Below are 14,836 nucleotides of genomic sequence, written 5' to 3' on the forward strand. Positions count from 1 at the left end.
TCCGCGACCTCGGCGAAGAATCGGAAGAAGAAGAGGGGGAGGCAGGAGAGGGGAGGGCTCAGGCCATCCAGCCCTCGACCACGCCCTTGCCGAAGAAGACCACGAAGGCCGCCGCCACGACGTACATCAGCGGGTGCACCTCCCTGGCGCGGCCCTGGACGAGGCGGATGAAGACGTAGGAGACGAAGCCCGCGCCGATGCCGTCGGCGATCGAGTAGGTGAACGGCATGACGGCGAACGTCAGGAACGAGGGCACGGACAGGCCCCAGTCGTCCCACTCGATGCGCACGACCTGCTTGGCCATGAGGAAGCCCACCACCACCATGGCCGGGGCCACGGCCTCGAACGGCACCACGTTGACCAGCGGCGTGATGAACATCGCGAGCAGGAACAGCACGCCGGTGACCACGTTGGCCAGACCGGTGCGGGCGCCGTCGGCGATGCCGGTGGAGGACTCGACGAAGATCTGGTTGGAGGACACGGAGCCCGCGCCGCCGGCGATCGCGCCCGCGGCGTCCACGAGCAGGATCTTGTCCACGTTCTGGATCTGCCCGTTCCTGCCCACGAGCCCGGCCTGCTGGGACAGCCCGACCATCGTGCCCATCGCGTCGAAGAAGATCGAGAGCAGGATCGTGAAGATCAGCAGCGCCGCCGCGAGGGCGCCCAGGCTCTGGAGCGCCTCGAGCGGGGCGGCCGAGCCCACGAGCGAGAGGTCCGGGAGCGCCACGAACGAGGTGGGGGCGGAGGGCACCACGAGCGACCACCCGGTCGGGGCGTCCACCGAGGAGCCGGACGGGACGACCGCCTCGAGCACGTGGGCCAGGACCGTGGTCGCCACCACGGCGATCAGGATGGCGCCGCGGACGTTGCGGACGATGAGCGCCAGGGTCAGGAGCAGGCCGACCACGAACGTGAGCATGGGCCAGCCCAGCAGCGTCCCGCCGTCGCCGAGCTGCACGGGCACGGTGGTGCCGGCGGCGTCCGGGATGCGGCGCACGAACCCGGCGTTCACGAACCCGATCAGGGCGATGAACAGTCCGATGCCCACCACGATGGCGGTCTTCAGGGACGCCGGCACGGCGTTGAACACGGCCGTGCGGAAGCCGGTGAGCACCAGGACGAACATGATCAGGCCCGCCCACACCACCAGCCCCATGACCTGCGGCCAGGTGAGCTGCGGGGTGGTCACGATCGTGACGGCGAGGAACGCGTTGACGCCCAGCCCGGTGGCGATCGCGAAGGGCGCGCGCGCCACCAGGCCCATGAGGATGGTCAGCACGCCGGCCACGAGCGCCGTCACGGCGGCGACCCGTTCACCGCCCAGGACGTTGCCGGCGCCGTCCGGGCCGTAGCCGAGGATCAGCGGGTTCAGCACCACGATGTAGCTCATCGCGATGAAGGTCGCCACGCCGCCGCGGACCTCGCTCGTCACCGAGGAGCCGCGCTCGCTGATCTTGAAGAAGCGGTCCAGGCCGTTGCGCGGCGGGCCGGAGGGGGTCTCCGTGGAGACGGAAGCGGAGGATGCCATGGTGGTCCTTCAGGCACTCGACGGGAGGGAGCACGACCCGGCGGGAAGGGCTCCTGGACGGACGGCGGCACCGGCGTGCCACCGGGACGACACTACCGGTCCGGGTTCGGGTGCGTCCCGGCCGGGACGGGGGACGAGGCGGGCTCGGTCGGACCCCGGAGCACATCTTGATTTCCAAGTCAACCCCTGTGACCCGTCACGACGGTTCATGGCGGTTTGTGACGACCGGCGTGACTGTCCCGCGGCACGCGCGAACAATCGATGGCATGACACAGACGACGCGCGCGCCCCGCGCTGCCCGGAAGCCGAAGCCCGAGGGGCAGTGGAAGGTCGACGGCCGGGATCCCCTGAACCCCAACGAGGTCTTCAAGCAGGCCGACGACGGGCTCAACGTGCGCGCTCGGATCGAGGAGGTCTACTCGAAGCACGGCTTCGCGTCGATCGACCCCCAGGACCTGCACGGACGCTTCCGCTGGTGGGGTCTCTACACCCAGCGCCGGCCGGGCATCGACGGCGGGAAGACGGCATCGCTGTCCGACGCCGAGCTCGAGGACGAGTACTTCATGATGCGCGTCCGGCTCGACGGCGGGGCCCTCACCCGCGAGCAGCTGCGCGTGCTCGGCCGGATCTCCGCGGACTTCGCGCGGGACTCGGCCGACATCACGGACCGGCAGAACATCCAGTACCACTGGATCCGCGTGGAGGACGTCCCGGAGATCTGGCGCCGGCTCGAGGACGCGGGCCTGGACACGATCGAGGCCTGCGGGGACGTCCCCCGCGTCATCCTGGGCTCCCCGCTCGCCGGGATCGCCGAGGACGAGATCATCGACCCCACCCCGGTGATCGAGCGGATCAAGTCCACGTACATCGGCTCCCCGGAGTTCTCGAATTTGCCGCGCAAGTACAAGACCGCGATCACCGGCCACCCGTCCCTCGACGTGGTGCACGAGATCAACGACTGCGCGTTCGTGGGCGTGGTCCACCCCGAGCTCGGACCCGGCTACGACCTGTGGGTCGGCGGCGCGCTGTCCGTGGTGCCGTTCCTCGGCAAGCGCCTGGGCGCCTTCGTGACCGAGGAGCAGGCCCCCGAGGTGTGGAAGGGCGTCACCGGCGTCTTCCGCGACTACGGCTACCGGCGGCTGCGCAACCGCGCCCGCCTGAAGTTCCTGGTCCAGGACTGGGGCGCCGAGAAGTTCCGGCAGGTGCTCCAGGACGAGTACCTGGGCTACGAGCTGGCCGACGGCCCGGCGCCGGAGAAGTCGGCCTCCCCCGGCGACCACATCGGCGTGCACCGGCAGAAGGACGGCCGGTTCTACATCGGCGTGGCCCCGCGCGTGGGCCGCGTCTCCGGGGCGAAGCTGCTGGCCCTGGCCGAGGTGATGGCGAAGTACGGCACCGACCGGCTGCGCACCACCCCGCACCAGAAGCTCGTGCTGCTGGACATCGAGGAGGCCGACGTCGAGGCCGTCGTCGCCGACCTCGACGCCCTCGACCTGCAGGCGCGGCCCTCCGCGTTCCGCCGGTCCACGGTGGCCTGCACCGGCATCGAGTACTGCAAGCTCGCGATCGTCGAGACCAAGCAGACGGCCTCGGACACCATCGACGAGCTCGAGCGCCGGCTCGCCGACGTGGAGCTGCCCCACCCCCTCGCCATGCACGTCAACGGCTGCCCCAACTCGTGCGCCCGGATCCAGACCGCGGACATCGGGCTCAAGGGCCAGCTGCTGCCCACCGAGGACGGCGGGCAGAAGCCCGGCTACCAGGTGCACCTGGGCGGCGGGCTCGCGGCCGACGACCGTGCGGAGGCCGGCCTGGGCCGCACCGTGCGCGGCCTGAAGGTCTTCCAGGACGACCTGGCGGACTACGTCGAGCGACTGGTCCGCCGGTTCCTCGCCCAGCGCACCGGCGAGGAGACCTTCGCCGAATGGACCCTCCGGGTCGAGGAGAGTGAACTCGTATGACCAGCACCGACACGGGCACCCGCACCGCCCTGCGCGACGAGCAGCAGCTGCGCGCCCTGGCGGACGCCGGCGCCGCCGCGCTGCACGCCGAACTCGACGCCGAGGGCCGGGTCCCGGCCGAGGGCGAGGCCTCCACGGAGGAGGCGATCCGCTGGGTCGCCGAGAACTTCGACCTGCGCAACGTCACCGTGGCCTGCTCGATGGCCGACGCCGTGCTCCCGGCCCTGGTCGCCGAGCAGCTGCCGGGCGTGGACGTGCTCTTCCTCGAGACCGGCTACCACTTCCCGGAGACCATCGGCACCCGGGCCGCCGTGGAGCACATGCTCGACATCACCGTGGTCGACGCCCTCCCCGAGCTGACCGTGGCCGAGCAGGACGCCCAGCACGGCAAGGACCTCTTCGCCCGCGACCCCGGCCTGTGCTGCACCATCCGCAAGGTGAACCCCCTGCGGCAGTCCCTGGCCGGCTACGAGGTCTGGTTCACCGGTGTGCGCCGCGACGAGTCGTGGACCCGGACCAACGCGCCGATGGTCACCTTCGACGAGACCCACAAGATCGTCAAGGTCAACCCGATGGTCCGCTGGACCCTCGACGAGCTGATCCAGTGGTCGCAGGACCACGGCGTGCCCACCAACCCGCTGATGGCGGAGGGCTACCTCTCCATCGGCTGCGCCCCCTGCACGCGCCCCACCGCCCCCGGCGAGGACCCGCGCGCCGGCCGCTGGTCCGGCAACGACAAGATCGAGTGCGGTATCCACCTGTGAGCGCACCCACGACGACGGAGGCGAACGTGCCCACCACGACCACTGCCCCGGCCCCTGCGACCGCCGGCGTGCACAGCAGCCTCGACGCGCTCGAGGCCGAGTCCATCCACATCCTGCGCGAGGTCGTGGCGGAGTTCGACCGCCCGGCCATGCTCTTCTCCGGCGGCAAGGACTCGGTGGTCATGCTGCACCTGGCCGCCAAGGCCTTCTGGCCGGGGCGGATCCCGTTCCCCGTGCTGCACGTGGACACCGGCCACAACTTCCCGGAGGTCCTCGCCTTCCGGGACCGCACCGTGGAGCGGCTCGGTCTGCGGCTGGTCGTGGCGTCGGTGCAGGACTACCTCGACGACGGCCGGCTGCTCGAGCGCGCCGACGGCACCCGCAACCCGCTGCAGACCGTCCCGCTGCTGGACGCCATCGCGGAGCACCGGTTCGACGCCGTGTTCGGCGGCGGCCGCCGCGACGAGGACAAGGCCCGGGCGAAGGAGCGGATCCTGTCCCTGCGCGACGAGTTCGGCCAGTGGGACCCGCGCAACCAGCGCCCCGAGCTGTGGAACCTGTACAACGGCCGGCACACCGCCGGGCAGCACGTGCGGGCCTTCCCCATCAGCAACTGGACCGAGCTGGACATCTGGCGCTACATCGAGCGCGAGAACATCGAGCTGCCGCCGATCTACTACGCCCACGAGCGGGACGTGTTCCGCCGGGACGGGATGTGGATGGCCGTGGGGGAGTTCTCGGCCCCGACCGAGGCCGAGCCCGTCGAGCAGCAGACGGTCCGCTACCGCACCGTGGGGGACATGTCCTGCACCGGAGCCGTGCTCTCCGGGGCGCGGACCGTGGCCGACGTGGTGGCCGAGGTCGCCGTGTCCACGCTCACCGAGCGCGGGGCCACCCGCGCGGACGACAGGATCTCCGAGGCCGCCATGGAGGACCGCAAGAAGGACGGGTACTTCTAGATCATGACTTCCCCCAGCACCGTGACCCCGCCGGCCTCCGCGGCCGAGCTCGTCCCCACGATCGACCCCGGCTCGCTGTTCCGCTTCGCGACCGCCGGCTCCGTCGACGACGGCAAGTCCACCCTGGTGGGCCGGCTGCTCCACGACGCCAAGGCGATCCTCGCCGACCAGCTCGAGGCCGTGGGCCGCACCTCGGCCGAGCGCGGCTTCGGCGGCGGGACCGGGCGGATCGACCTCGCCCTGCTGACCGACGGCCTGCGCGCCGAGCGTGAGCAGGGGATCACCATCGACGTGGCCTACCGCTACTTCGCCACGGACCGCCGCTCCTTCATCCTCGCCGACTGCCCCGGCCACGTGCAGTACACCAAGAACACCGTCACGGGCGCCTCGACCGCCGACGCCGTCGTGCTGCTCGTCGACGCCCGGCACGGCGTGGTCGAGCAGACCCGCCGGCACCTGGCCGTCGTGTCGCTGCTGCGCGTGCCCCACGTGGTGGTCGCCGTGAACAAGATCGACCTCGTCGACTACGACCGGGAGGTCTACGACCGGGTCGCGGCGGACGCCACCGACGTCGCCGCCCGGCTGGGCATCGAGGACGTGCACGTGGTGCCCGTCTCCGCCCTCGAGGGCGACAACGTGGTGGAGCCGTCGGAGCGGACGCCCTGGTATTCCGGGCGGCCGCTGCTGCGCGTGCTCGAGGAGCTGCCCACGGTCGACGAGTCCGGCCGCGGCACCGCACGCCCCTTCCGCTTCCCCGTCCAGTACGTCATCCGCCCGCAGGGCGGCACGGCGCCGGGCGCGGACCCCGAGGAGCTGCGGGACTACCGCGGCTACGCCGGCCAGATCGCCTCGGGCACCGTCGCGGTCGGCGACGAGGTCGTCGTCCTGCCCGCGGGCCGGCGCACCACGGTCACCGGGATCGACGTGGCGGGCACGGCGCCCGCCCCCGGGGCGCCCCTGCCCGGCGAGCAGCTGACGGAGGCCGCGGCGCCGCTGTCCGTGACCCTGCGGCTGGCCGACGACATCGACATCGCCCGCGGCGACCTCGTCGCGAGCGCCGACGACGAGCTGCCGGAGCCCGTCCGGGACCTCGTGGCCTCCGTGGCCTGGCTCGGCGAGCGGCCCCTGCAGCCCCGCGCCCGCGTGCTCGTCAAGCACGGCGCCGCCACGGTCCAGGCCATGGTCCAGGAGCTCGAGGGCCGGCTGGACCTGGAGGAGCTCGTGCTGCGGGACGCGGCGACCCTCGAGCTCAACGACATCGGGCGGGTGCGCCTGCGCCTGGCCTCCCCGCTGCCCGTCGACGCCTACGACCGCCTGCGGCGCACCGGAGCCTTCCTGCTCGTCGACCCGGCCACGGGCAACACGCTCGCCGCCGGGCTCGTGCGGGACGCCTGAGGTGGGCCGGCAGCAGCCGCTGGACCTCGCCACGGTGACGGCCGGCGACAGCGGCCGCCCCGCCGCGGGACGCCGCCGCCTCGGCTGGCCGCTGGTGCTGACCGCGCTCGCCGTCCTGGGCATCCTCACGGCGACCGCCACCGGGCTGCGCGCCGACGGGACCTTCGAGGCCTGGGAGCAGGCGGGGGTGGAGACCTCCGAGGCGGCCGAGCTGCGGCTGGGCTACTTCGGCAACCTCACGCACGCCCCCGCCCTGGTGGGCACCGCGGAGGGATTCTTCGCCCAGGAGGTGGGCGACACCGAGCTGTCCGCCCAGGTCTTCGGCAGCGGCCCCACCGCCGTGGAGGCCATGAACGCCGGGACGCTCGACGCCGCCTTCGTCGGCCCCAGCCCGGCGATCAACTCCTACGTGCAGTCGGGCGGGGAGTCCCTGGCCGTCGTCGCGGGGGCGGCCTCCGGCGGCGCCCAGTTCGTGGTGGCCGGCGACGTCGCGGGCGAGGACGACCTCGCCGGCCGCACGCTGGCGACCCCCGACTTCGGCGGCACCCAGGACGTGGCCCTGCGCACCTGGCTCGCCGAGCGCGGCTACGCGGTCGACGGGGACGGGGAGCGCTCCGTGGCCATCACCCCCATGCCCAACGGCCAGGCCCTCCAGATGCTCCGGCAGGGCCAGATCGACGGCGGCTGGCTGCCCCAGCCCTGGGCCACCCGCGCCGTGCAGGAGGAGGGCGCCACCGTGCTCGTCGACGAGCGGGACCTGTGGGAGGACGGCCGGTTCCCCACCACGGTGCTCGTCGTGCGCCGGGACTACCTCGAGCGCCACCCCGAGACCGTGCAGCAGCTCGTCCGCGGCCTGGAGCGCTCCGTGGCGTGGCTGGACGCCCACGAGGACGACCCCGTGGAACTGGCCGGCACCCTCAACGCCGCGCTCGTGGAGGCCGGCACCGAGCCCCTGCCGCAGAGCACGCTGATCGATGCCCTCGGCGCGCTCGAGTGGACGGTCGACCCGCTCACGGAGACCTATCCCGCCCTGCTCGCCGACGGCGTCGCGGCCGGCACCACCCAGGACGCCTCCCTCGAGGGGCTCGTGGACACCCGGTTCCTGGAGCGCCTGCGCCCGTCCGCCGCCGAGGGGGCGGACCTGTGACCGCGATCCGGCTCGAGAACCTGAGCAAGCGGTTCGGCACCACGGACGGGCCTGTCCTGGAGGGCGTGGACCTGACCGTGGAGCAGGGCCAGTTCGTGGCCCTGCTCGGGGCCTCCGGGTGCGGGAAGTCGACCGTGCTCAACATCGTGGCGGGCCTGGAGGAGCCCACCGGGGGGTCCGTGACCGTCCCGGCGGAGGGTGCGGCCCTGATGTTCCAGGACGCCGCCCTGTTCCCCTGGCTCAGTGCGCGCCGCAACGTGGAGCTGGCCCTCGAGCTGCGCGGCGTGCCCCGGGCCGAGCGCCCGGAGCGGGCCCACGAGCTGCTCGAGCTGGTCCGGCTCGGCCACGCCGGGGACAAGCGCCCGCACGAGCTCTCCGGCGGGATGCGCCAGCGCGTGGCCCTGGCCCGGGCGCTGGCCCAGGACCGGGAGGTGCTGCTGATGGACGAGCCGTTCTCCGCCCTGGACGCCATCACCCGCGACCTGCTGCACGAGGAGCTGCTGCGGATCTGGCGGGCGACCGGACGCACGATCGTGTTCATCACGCACAACGTGGGCGAGGCCGTGCGCCTCGGCCAGCGGGTGCTGCTCATGTCCTCCCGGCCGGGCCGGATCGTCGAGGAGTGGGACACCCGCCCCTGGAAGGACCCGGACGCCTACGGCTTCGAGGGCAACGCCCAGTCCCTCGACGAGACCCTCGCCGAACTGACCCGCACGATCACCGCACGACTCCGGGAGGAGATCAGCCGCCATGCCGCCTGAGACCGCCGCGCCCGCCGTCGTCGGACGCGCCACCGCCCCTGTCCCCGCGCCCGCCCCGGTCCCGTCCCACGGACCGGCCGCCGGGCACCCGGCCGCCGAGCTCGCCGGGCTCGACGCCCTGCAGACCGAGCGCACCCGCCGCACCTCGGCGGCGGACGTGCTGCGCACCAAGGTGGCGCCGCCGCTCGTGGCGCTCCTCTTCGCGCTGCTGCTGTGGCAGCTGCTCGTCGCCGTCCTCGGTCCCCGCCCGGACGTGGTGCCGGGCCCCGTCGACGTCGCCCGCCAGGTCGGGGTCCTGCTCTCCGACGGCACGGTGCTGGGCGCGCTCGGCACGAGCCTGTGGCGCGGCGTCAGCGGATTCCTGATCGCCGTGGCCGTGGCCACCCCGCTGGGCCTGCTCGTGGCGCAGTGGCAGGGGCTGCGCAACGCCGTGGGCCCGCTCATCTCCGGGCTGCAGGTGCTGCCGTCCGTCGCGTGGGTGCCCGCCGCGATCATCTGGTTCGGCCTGTCCGACGCCACCGTGTACTTCGTGGTGCTCATGGGCGCGGTGCCCTCGATCGTCAACGGGATGCTCGCGGGCGTGGACCAGATTCCGCCGCAGCTGCGCCGCGCCGGGCACGTGCTCGGGGCCTCGGGCTGGACCATGGCGAGCCGGATCGTGCTCCCCGCGGCCCTGCCCGGCTACGTCGCGGGGCTCAAGCAGGGCTGGGCGTTCTCCTGGCGCTCGCTGATGGGCGCGGAGCTCATCGCGATCGGCGGCTCCATCGGGTTCGGCCTCGGCTCCCTGCTCGCCCAGGGCCGGACCGTCTCGAACATGGCCGTGGTGATGGTCGCGGTGCTCGCGATCCTCGCCGTCGGCATCCTCGTGGAGCTGCTGTTCTTCAACCCCGTGGAACGACGTCTCCTGCGCGGGCGGGGGCTGCTCGGCCACCGGTCATGAGCACCCCCACCCAGGAGATTCTGCGAGAACTTCACTAATCTTGGACCCGGTCTACGATGCGCGCGGTGCACGCCGTGCGCGCAATCGAAAGGAACCTCAGTGGCTGACACCACCACCCGCCCCCTGCGCGTCGCCGTGATCGGCGCCGGCCCGGCCGGCATCTACGCCGCGGACATGCTCACCAAGTCCGAGCCCGTGAAGAGCGGGGAGCTCGAGGTCAGCATCGACCTGTTCGACCGCTACCCGACCCCCTTCGGGCTCATCCGCTACGGCGTGGCCCCCGACCACCCCCGCATCAAGGGCATCATCACCGCGCTGCGCGCCATCATGGGCCGCGGCGACATCCGCTTCTTCGGCAACGTGGAGTTCGGCCGGGACCTCACCCTGGCCGACTTCGGCGCGCACTACGACGCCGTGATCTTCGCGACCGGCGCCGTCTACGACGCCCCCCTGAACATCCCCGGCAACGACCTCGAGGGCGTCCACGGCGCCGCCGAGTTCGTCGCCTGGTACGACGGCCACCCCGACTTCCCGCGCACCTGGCCGCTCGAGGCCCGGGAGGTCGCGGTCATCGGCAACGGCAACGTGGCCCTCGACGTGGCCCGGGTGCTCTCCAAGCACGCCGACGACATGCTCGTCACGGAGATCCCCGGCAACGTCTACCAGGGCCTGAAGGCCTCCCCGGTCACGGACGTGCACATCTTCGGCCGCCGCGGCCCGGCGCAGGTGAAGTTCACCCCGCTCGAGCTGCGCGAGCTCGCGAAGTCGCGGGACGTCGACATCGTCGTCTACGACGAGGACTTCGACTACGACGAGGGCTCCGAGCAGGCCATCGCCGAGAACAACCAGGTCAAGGTGATGGTCAAGACCCTCGAGAAGTGGCGGGCCGACGACTCCCCGAAGAGCGCCTCCCGGCGCCTGCACCTGCACTTCCTGCAGAGCCCCCGCGAGGTGCTCGGCGAGGACGGCCGGGTCACCGGTCTGCGGATGGAGCGGACCCGGCTCAACGGCGACGGCTCCGTGTCCGGGACCGGCGAGTACGTCGACTACCCGGTGCAGGCCGTCTACCACGCGGTCGGCTACCTGGGCTCCCGGCTGCCGGAGCTGTCCTTCGACGACGGCCGCGGCGTGATCCCCAACGTGGAGGGCCGCGTCCTGTCCGAGGACGGCACGGTCCTGCACGGCCTCTACGCGACCGGGTGGATCAAGCGCGGTCCGGTCGGCCTGATCGGTGCCACCAAGTCCGACGCCCTCGAGACGGTCACCCACCTGCTGGAGGACCGTGCCGTGCTGCCGGGCGCCACCCGCCCGGAGCCCGGGTCCGTCGACGACGTGCTCGAGGCCCGCGGCGTCGAGTACACCACCTGGGAGGGCTGGCTGGCCCTCGACGAGTACGAGCAGGGCCTCGGCCAGTCCTCGCACGACGCCGAGGGCAACCCGCGCGAGCGCGTCAAGGTGGTCGAGCGCGAGGAGATGGTCAGCGTCTCCCGCGAGGGCGTGGCGGAGCCGGTCTCCTCGCCCGTCTGAGCAGGTGCCCTGTGCAGGTGACCTGAGCAGGTGACCTGTGCAGCTGCCCGGGGCGAGTGGTCCGGACAGGCGGTCCGGACCGCAGCACCGCCCGAGGGGCCGCGTCCGGCCGGACGCGGCCCCTCGGGCGTGCACGCTCCGCCGTCCGCCGTCCGCTGTCCGCTGTCCGCTGTCCGGCGTCAGTCGTCGGCCGTCCGCCGTCGTGCCCTCCGTGGACGGGCGTGTCCGTCCCGCGGCCGGGCTCAGAGGCCCAGCAGCCGGCGGACGTGGTCGTTGAGGAACACCCCGTCCGGGTCGACCGACGCCCGGGCGTCCAGGAAGTCCTGGAACCGCGGGTACACCGCGTGCAGGTGCTCGGCGTCCTGCGTGTGCACGGTGCCCCAGTGCGGGCGGCCGCCGTGGGCCACGAAGATCTCCTCCGCCGCGGCGAAGACCTTCGGGTCGTACTTCCGCCAGTACTGCCGCAGCGCGATCCAGCCGGTCTCCCGGCCGTGGGCAGGGGAGAGCCAGGCGTCGTCGGCCGCGGCGCAGCGGACGTCCACCGGGAGCGAGAAGGAGTAGTCGCGGCGCTCGATGAGCGTCTGCAGCTCCCGGAACGCGGGCACGAGCGCTTCGGCGGGCAGCGCGTACTCGGAGGAGACGAACCGGGTCCGTCGCGGCACGGTGAACACCCGGAAGGACAGGTCGCTGTACTGCCGGGGGCTGTTCGTCAGCGCGTCGATGCGGTTGAGCCCCGGCGTGGAGCGCGGCAGGGCGGTGGCCAGCTGGTTCAACCCGGCGGTGAGGGTGTTGCGCAGCAGGGCGTCGTCGAGCCGGCGCACGGTGCGGGCCACGGGGGAGCCGGGCCGGGTGTAGGTGTCCGGGAGCTTGTGCAGGCGGGTCAGGATGCGGGTCTGGGCGGTGGCGGTCCCCGGCGTCCAGAAGAACTCGAAGTGGTCGGCTCCGGACATCCGGCTCCCCAGGGTGTCCACGAGCTGCCCGAGGGGTTCCTTGATCTCCGCCGCGTGGAGCCGGAACGTCGGCTCGCACTCCAGGGTCACGCTCGCGATGACGCCCATGGCCCCCAGCCCCACGCGCGCGGCCTGGAACAGCCCGGGGTGCTGCTCGGCGGAGCACTCCACCAGTTCGCCGCGGGCGGTGACCAGGCTCAGGGCGACCACCTGCTGGGACAGGGAGCCGAAGGCCAGCCCGGTGCCGTGGGTGCCGGTCGAGATGGCGCCGGCCACCGTCTGCCAGTCGCTGTCCGGGAGGTTGCTCACGGCCAGGCCGTGGGCGTCCAGCTCCTGGTTCAGGGCGCGGATCGTGGTGCCCGCCAGGACCGTGACCCGGTGGCTGGCCGGATCCACGGCCGGCACCCCGGACAGGCCGGAGAGGTCCAGCATGACGTCGGGGGCGAGGGGCAGCGCCGAGAAGCTGCAGCCGGAGCCCACCGCGCGCACGCCCAGGCCGCGGCGCACGGCGGCGGCGACGCACTCCGCGAGCTCCGGGACGGAGGTGGGGCGCAGGACGTGCCGCGGGGTGACGGAGTGCGTCCTGCCCCACGTGGCCCACTCGCTCGTCCCGGTCTCGCCGGGCAGGGCGTCGGGCATCGGGACCTCGCTCATCGGCGGGACCGTCCTTCCTCGCAGGCAGGTGCACAGTGCGCCCTCATCCTCTCACCCCGGGCACCGATCCGATGCCCGGCAGGCGGCGCGGGGCGCCGCTCGCCGGTCCTCCGCGCGTACCATCGGAGGCGAGGTCCGTGGCCGGACCGGAGGCCTGCGGACCGAGGACGCGCACAGGAGGCAGCACCATGACCGACCACCCGTCCCCGGACCGCGAGCGCGACGAGCGCCACGAGGCCAGCCTGGGCGAGGAGGCGGTGCGCCACCGCATCCCCTCGGGCGGTGGGCGGGGCCGTTCCCTCGACGCCACGGGGGAGGTCGTCGTGGGCATCGACGGGTCCGCCCAGAGCATCGGGGCCCTGTTGTGGGCCGCCCGGGAGGCACGCCGCCGCGGCCGCGCCGTGCGCCTGGTCACCGCCTACAGCATGCCCGTGTTCTCGGGCTCGGGGTTCGACACCGGCTACGCGACCGTGGACGAGGCGGCGCTCACCCACGGCGTGGAGGAGCTCCTGAACCACGCGGCGGACCAGGTGCGGCACGTGGGGGTCGAGCTGCGGGCGACGGTCGAGACGGGGGACCCCTCCGGGGCCCTGCTCGAGCTGAGCCGCACGGCGGAGCTGCTGGTCCTGGGCTCCCGCGGCCGGGGGGGCCTGCTGGGCCGGCTGCTCGGCACGGTCTCCACGGCGGTGCCGGCGCACTCGAAGTGCCCCACGGGGGTGGTTCCCCTGCCCTGGACGGAGAAGCACCTGCGGGCGGAGGAGCTCACCGGCAGCCGCGCCCTCGTGGACCGCGTGGTCGTCGGCTCGGACGGCTCCGCCCAGGCCCGGGCGGCCATGCTCTACGCCGCGGAGGAGGCGCGTCTGCTCGGCGTCCCGCTGACGGTGCTGTGCGCACTCCCGCCCGTGAGCGGGGCCCTGGCGTGGATGCCCACGGCCGTGGACTTCGAGATGATGTACGACGACGTCGCGCGGGCCCTCAACGGCGGCGTCGCCTGGCTGGAGAGCTGGTTCCCGGACCTGGAGATCAGCTCCGAGCTCGCGGACGGGGCGCCGGTGCAGGTGCTCGTGGAGCAGACCCGGCGCAACGGCCTGGTGGTGCTGGGCACGCGCGGCCGCGGCGGGTTCGCCGGGATGCTCCTGGGCTCCACGTCCCAGGGCGTGCTGCACAACGCCGCCGGGCCCGTGCTGATCGTCCCCGACCGCTACGACGAGCGGATCGAGACCCGCAAGGAGTTCGACTCCGACGACGTCCGCCCCTGGGACGCCTGAGGACGTCCGCCCCCGGGTCGCCCGGGCCGGCCGGCTCAGCCCCAGCCCAGCTCGTGCAGACGGTCCTCCTCGATGCCGAAGTGGTGGGCGACCTCGTGGATGACGGTGACCGTGATCTCCTCCACGAGCTCCTCCCGTTCCGCGCACATGCGCTGCAGCGGGCCCCGGTAGACGAAGATCCGGTCCGGCAGGGAGCCGGCGCCCCAGCCGCCGTCCCGGGCGGTGAGCGGGACGCCCTCGTAGAGGCCGAGCAGCCCGGGGGAGTGCTCCGGCGGCTCCTCCTCGACGAGGATCACCACGTTGTCCATCGCTTGGAAGAGGGCGTCCGGGATCAGGTCGATGGCGTCGTCGACGGCGCTGTCGAACTCCTGGCGGGTCATCTCGATCATCCGTCCAGTCCTACCGCACGAGCCCGTGCGGCGCCTGGACCCCGGACGCCGGGCGGGAATTGTGCGGACTCCGCGCGAACCTCTAAGCTGGACCCGGTTTCCCCGTGTCACGGTCCTCGGTCGCCGAGGTGGTGGCCGTCGACGCGGGCGTCCCGGCCCCCATCGTCTAGTGGCCTAGGACACCGCCCTTTCACGGCGGCGACACGGGTTCGAATCCCGTTGGGGGTACGCGAGCGGAGGGTTGTCCCTCCGATTTGCACAACCGCCGAGGAATGCTGGTAAGATCAGTCCTCGTTGGAAACAGCAAGGCCCTGTAGCGCAGCTGGTTAGCGTGCCGCCCTGTCACGGCGGAGGTCGCGGGTTCAAGTCCCGTCAGGGTCGCTCGGACGGCGTTCATCGACACGATGCGGCGCCGTCGAGGCATATCCGGTCCGGATGTGCCGGGCTCTGTAGCTCAGTTGGTAGAGCGTACGACTGAAAATCGTAAGGTCACCGGATCGACGCCGGTCGGAGCCACCGCGGAAACCGCCGGTCCCCTCGGGGGCCGGCGGTTTCGTCGTGTCCGGGGCCGCGGCACCGGCTGCCAGCCGGCA

The 14,836-nt window shown here is 72.9% G+C and carries 12 protein-coding genes and 3 tRNA genes; 12 read left to right on the top strand and 3 right to left on the bottom strand.

Annotation, left to right across the window (positions count from 1 at the left end):
• Positions 1–58: 58 nt before the first annotated feature.
• Positions 59–1,528 (bottom strand): solute carrier family 23 protein, encoded by a 1,470-nt coding sequence (locus ACH9D3_RS02725; protein WP_396409760.1) that lies wholly within the window; start codon positions 1,526–1,528, stop codon positions 59–61.
• 266 nt (positions 1,529–1,794) lie between these two features.
• On the opposite strand from ACH9D3_RS02725, the gene ACH9D3_RS02730 reads away from it, so the two are divergent.
• The 8 genes from ACH9D3_RS02730 to ACH9D3_RS02765 all read left to right on the top strand — a co-directional run bounded on the left by ACH9D3_RS02730 (position 1,795) and on the right by ACH9D3_RS02765 (position 10,982).
• Positions 1,795–3,489: a nitrite/sulfite reductase gene (locus tag ACH9D3_RS02730; RefSeq protein WP_396409761.1), complete on the top strand. Its 1,695-nt coding sequence runs from the start codon at positions 1,795–1,797 to the stop codon at positions 3,487–3,489.
• Positions 3,486–4,253 carry a phosphoadenylyl-sulfate reductase gene (locus tag ACH9D3_RS02735; RefSeq protein WP_396401036.1) on the top strand — a complete coding sequence of 256 codons (768 nt, stop codon included), beginning with the start codon at positions 3,486–3,488 and terminating at the stop codon, positions 4,251–4,253. The genes ACH9D3_RS02730 and ACH9D3_RS02735 overlap by 4 nt, the downstream gene beginning before the upstream one ends.
• A 26-nt stretch (positions 4,254–4,279) precedes the next feature.
• Positions 4,280–5,212 (top strand): sulfate adenylyltransferase subunit CysD, encoded by a 933-nt coding sequence (gene cysD / locus ACH9D3_RS02740; RefSeq protein WP_396401035.1) that lies wholly within the window; start codon positions 4,280–4,282, stop codon positions 5,210–5,212.
• Between the two features lie 3 nt (positions 5,213–5,215).
• Positions 5,216–6,607 (top strand): sulfate adenylyltransferase subunit 1, encoded by a 1,392-nt coding sequence (locus tag ACH9D3_RS02745; protein WP_396401034.1) that lies wholly within the window; start codon positions 5,216–5,218, stop codon positions 6,605–6,607.
• Between the two features lies 1 nt (position 6,608).
• On the top strand, positions 6,609–7,754 hold the full coding sequence (locus tag ACH9D3_RS02750) for an ABC transporter substrate-binding protein (RefSeq protein ID WP_396409762.1): 1,146 nt from the start codon (positions 6,609–6,611) through the stop codon (positions 7,752–7,754).
• A complete protein-coding gene (locus ACH9D3_RS02755) occupies positions 7,751–8,515 on the top strand; it encodes an ABC transporter ATP-binding protein (RefSeq protein ID WP_396401032.1) in 765 nt (254 codons plus the stop codon). Before ACH9D3_RS02750 ends, ACH9D3_RS02755 begins: the two co-directional genes overlap by 4 nt.
• Positions 8,505–9,455, top strand: a complete 951-nt coding sequence (locus ACH9D3_RS02760; protein ID WP_396401031.1) for an ABC transporter permease — start codon at positions 8,505–8,507, stop codon at positions 9,453–9,455. The genes ACH9D3_RS02755 and ACH9D3_RS02760 overlap by 11 nt, the downstream gene beginning before the upstream one ends.
• Before the next feature lie 99 nt (positions 9,456–9,554).
• Complete coding sequence (locus ACH9D3_RS02765; RefSeq protein ID WP_396409763.1) at positions 9,555–10,982, top strand: FAD-dependent oxidoreductase; 1,428 nt, start codon at positions 9,555–9,557, stop codon at positions 10,980–10,982.
• Positions 10,983–11,224: 242 nt separating this feature from the next.
• Here ACH9D3_RS02765 and ACH9D3_RS02770 read toward each other — a convergent pair whose 3' ends face one another.
• Entirely contained in the window at positions 11,225–12,586 is a 1,362-nt protein-coding gene (locus tag ACH9D3_RS02770; RefSeq protein ID WP_396401029.1) for a D-arabinono-1,4-lactone oxidase, read from the bottom strand.
• A 188-nt stretch (positions 12,587–12,774) separates the two neighbouring features.
• On the opposite strand from ACH9D3_RS02770, the gene ACH9D3_RS02775 reads away from it, so the two are divergent.
• A complete protein-coding gene (locus ACH9D3_RS02775) occupies positions 12,775–13,854 on the top strand; it encodes a universal stress protein (protein ID WP_396401028.1) in 1,080 nt (359 codons plus the stop codon).
• Positions 13,855–13,889: 35 nt separating this feature from the next.
• Here ACH9D3_RS02775 and ACH9D3_RS02780 read toward each other — a convergent pair whose 3' ends face one another.
• Positions 13,890–14,243 carry a metallopeptidase family protein gene (locus ACH9D3_RS02780; protein WP_396401027.1) on the bottom strand — a complete coding sequence of 118 codons (354 nt, stop codon included), beginning with the start codon at positions 14,241–14,243 and terminating at the stop codon, positions 13,890–13,892.
• Between the two features lie 155 nt (positions 14,244–14,398).
• On the opposite strand from ACH9D3_RS02780, the gene ACH9D3_RS02785 reads away from it, so the two are divergent.
• From ACH9D3_RS02785 to ACH9D3_RS02795, 3 genes are all read left to right on the top strand, one after another.
• Positions 14,399–14,471, top strand: a tRNA-Glu gene (locus ACH9D3_RS02785).
• A 79-nt stretch (positions 14,472–14,550) separates the two neighbouring features.
• A tRNA-Asp gene (locus tag ACH9D3_RS02790) sits at positions 14,551–14,624 on the top strand.
• Positions 14,625–14,686: 62 nt separating this feature from the next.
• Positions 14,687–14,759: transfer RNA gene (locus tag ACH9D3_RS02795), tRNA-Phe, on the top strand.
• Positions 14,760–14,836: the final 77 nt, after the last annotated feature.

The organism is Kocuria kalidii (assembly GCF_044462225.1).
Classification (GTDB): Bacteria; Actinomycetota; Actinomycetes; order Actinomycetales; family Micrococcaceae; genus Kocuria; species Kocuria kalidii.

What these genes read in the sequence shown, in the direction of transcription:
- ACH9D3_RS02725 (WP_396409760.1), bottom strand. Translation starts at nt 1,528, where the DNA reads ATGGCATCCTCCGCTTCCGTCTCCACGGAGACCCCCTCCGGCCCGCCG.
- ACH9D3_RS02730 (WP_396409761.1), top strand. Translation starts at nt 1,795, where the DNA reads ATGACACAGACGACGCGCGCGCCCCGCGCTGCCCGGAAGCCGAAGCCC.
- ACH9D3_RS02735 (WP_396401036.1), top strand. Translation starts at nt 3,486, where the DNA reads ATGACCAGCACCGACACGGGCACCCGCACCGCCCTGCGCGACGAGCAG.
- ACH9D3_RS02745 (WP_396401034.1), top strand. Translation starts at nt 5,216, where the DNA reads ATGACTTCCCCCAGCACCGTGACCCCGCCGGCCTCCGCGGCCGAGCTC.
- ACH9D3_RS02760 (WP_396401031.1), top strand. Translation starts at nt 8,505, where the DNA reads ATGCCGCCTGAGACCGCCGCGCCCGCCGTCGTCGGACGCGCCACCGCC.
- ACH9D3_RS02770 (WP_396401029.1), bottom strand. Translation starts at nt 12,586, where the DNA reads ATGAGCGAGGTCCCGATGCCCGACGCCCTGCCCGGCGAGACCGGGACG.
- ACH9D3_RS02775 (WP_396401028.1), top strand. Translation starts at nt 12,775, where the DNA reads ATGACCGACCACCCGTCCCCGGACCGCGAGCGCGACGAGCGCCACGAG.
- ACH9D3_RS02780 (WP_396401027.1), bottom strand. Translation starts at nt 14,243, where the DNA reads ATGATCGAGATGACCCGCCAGGAGTTCGACAGCGCCGTCGACGACGCC.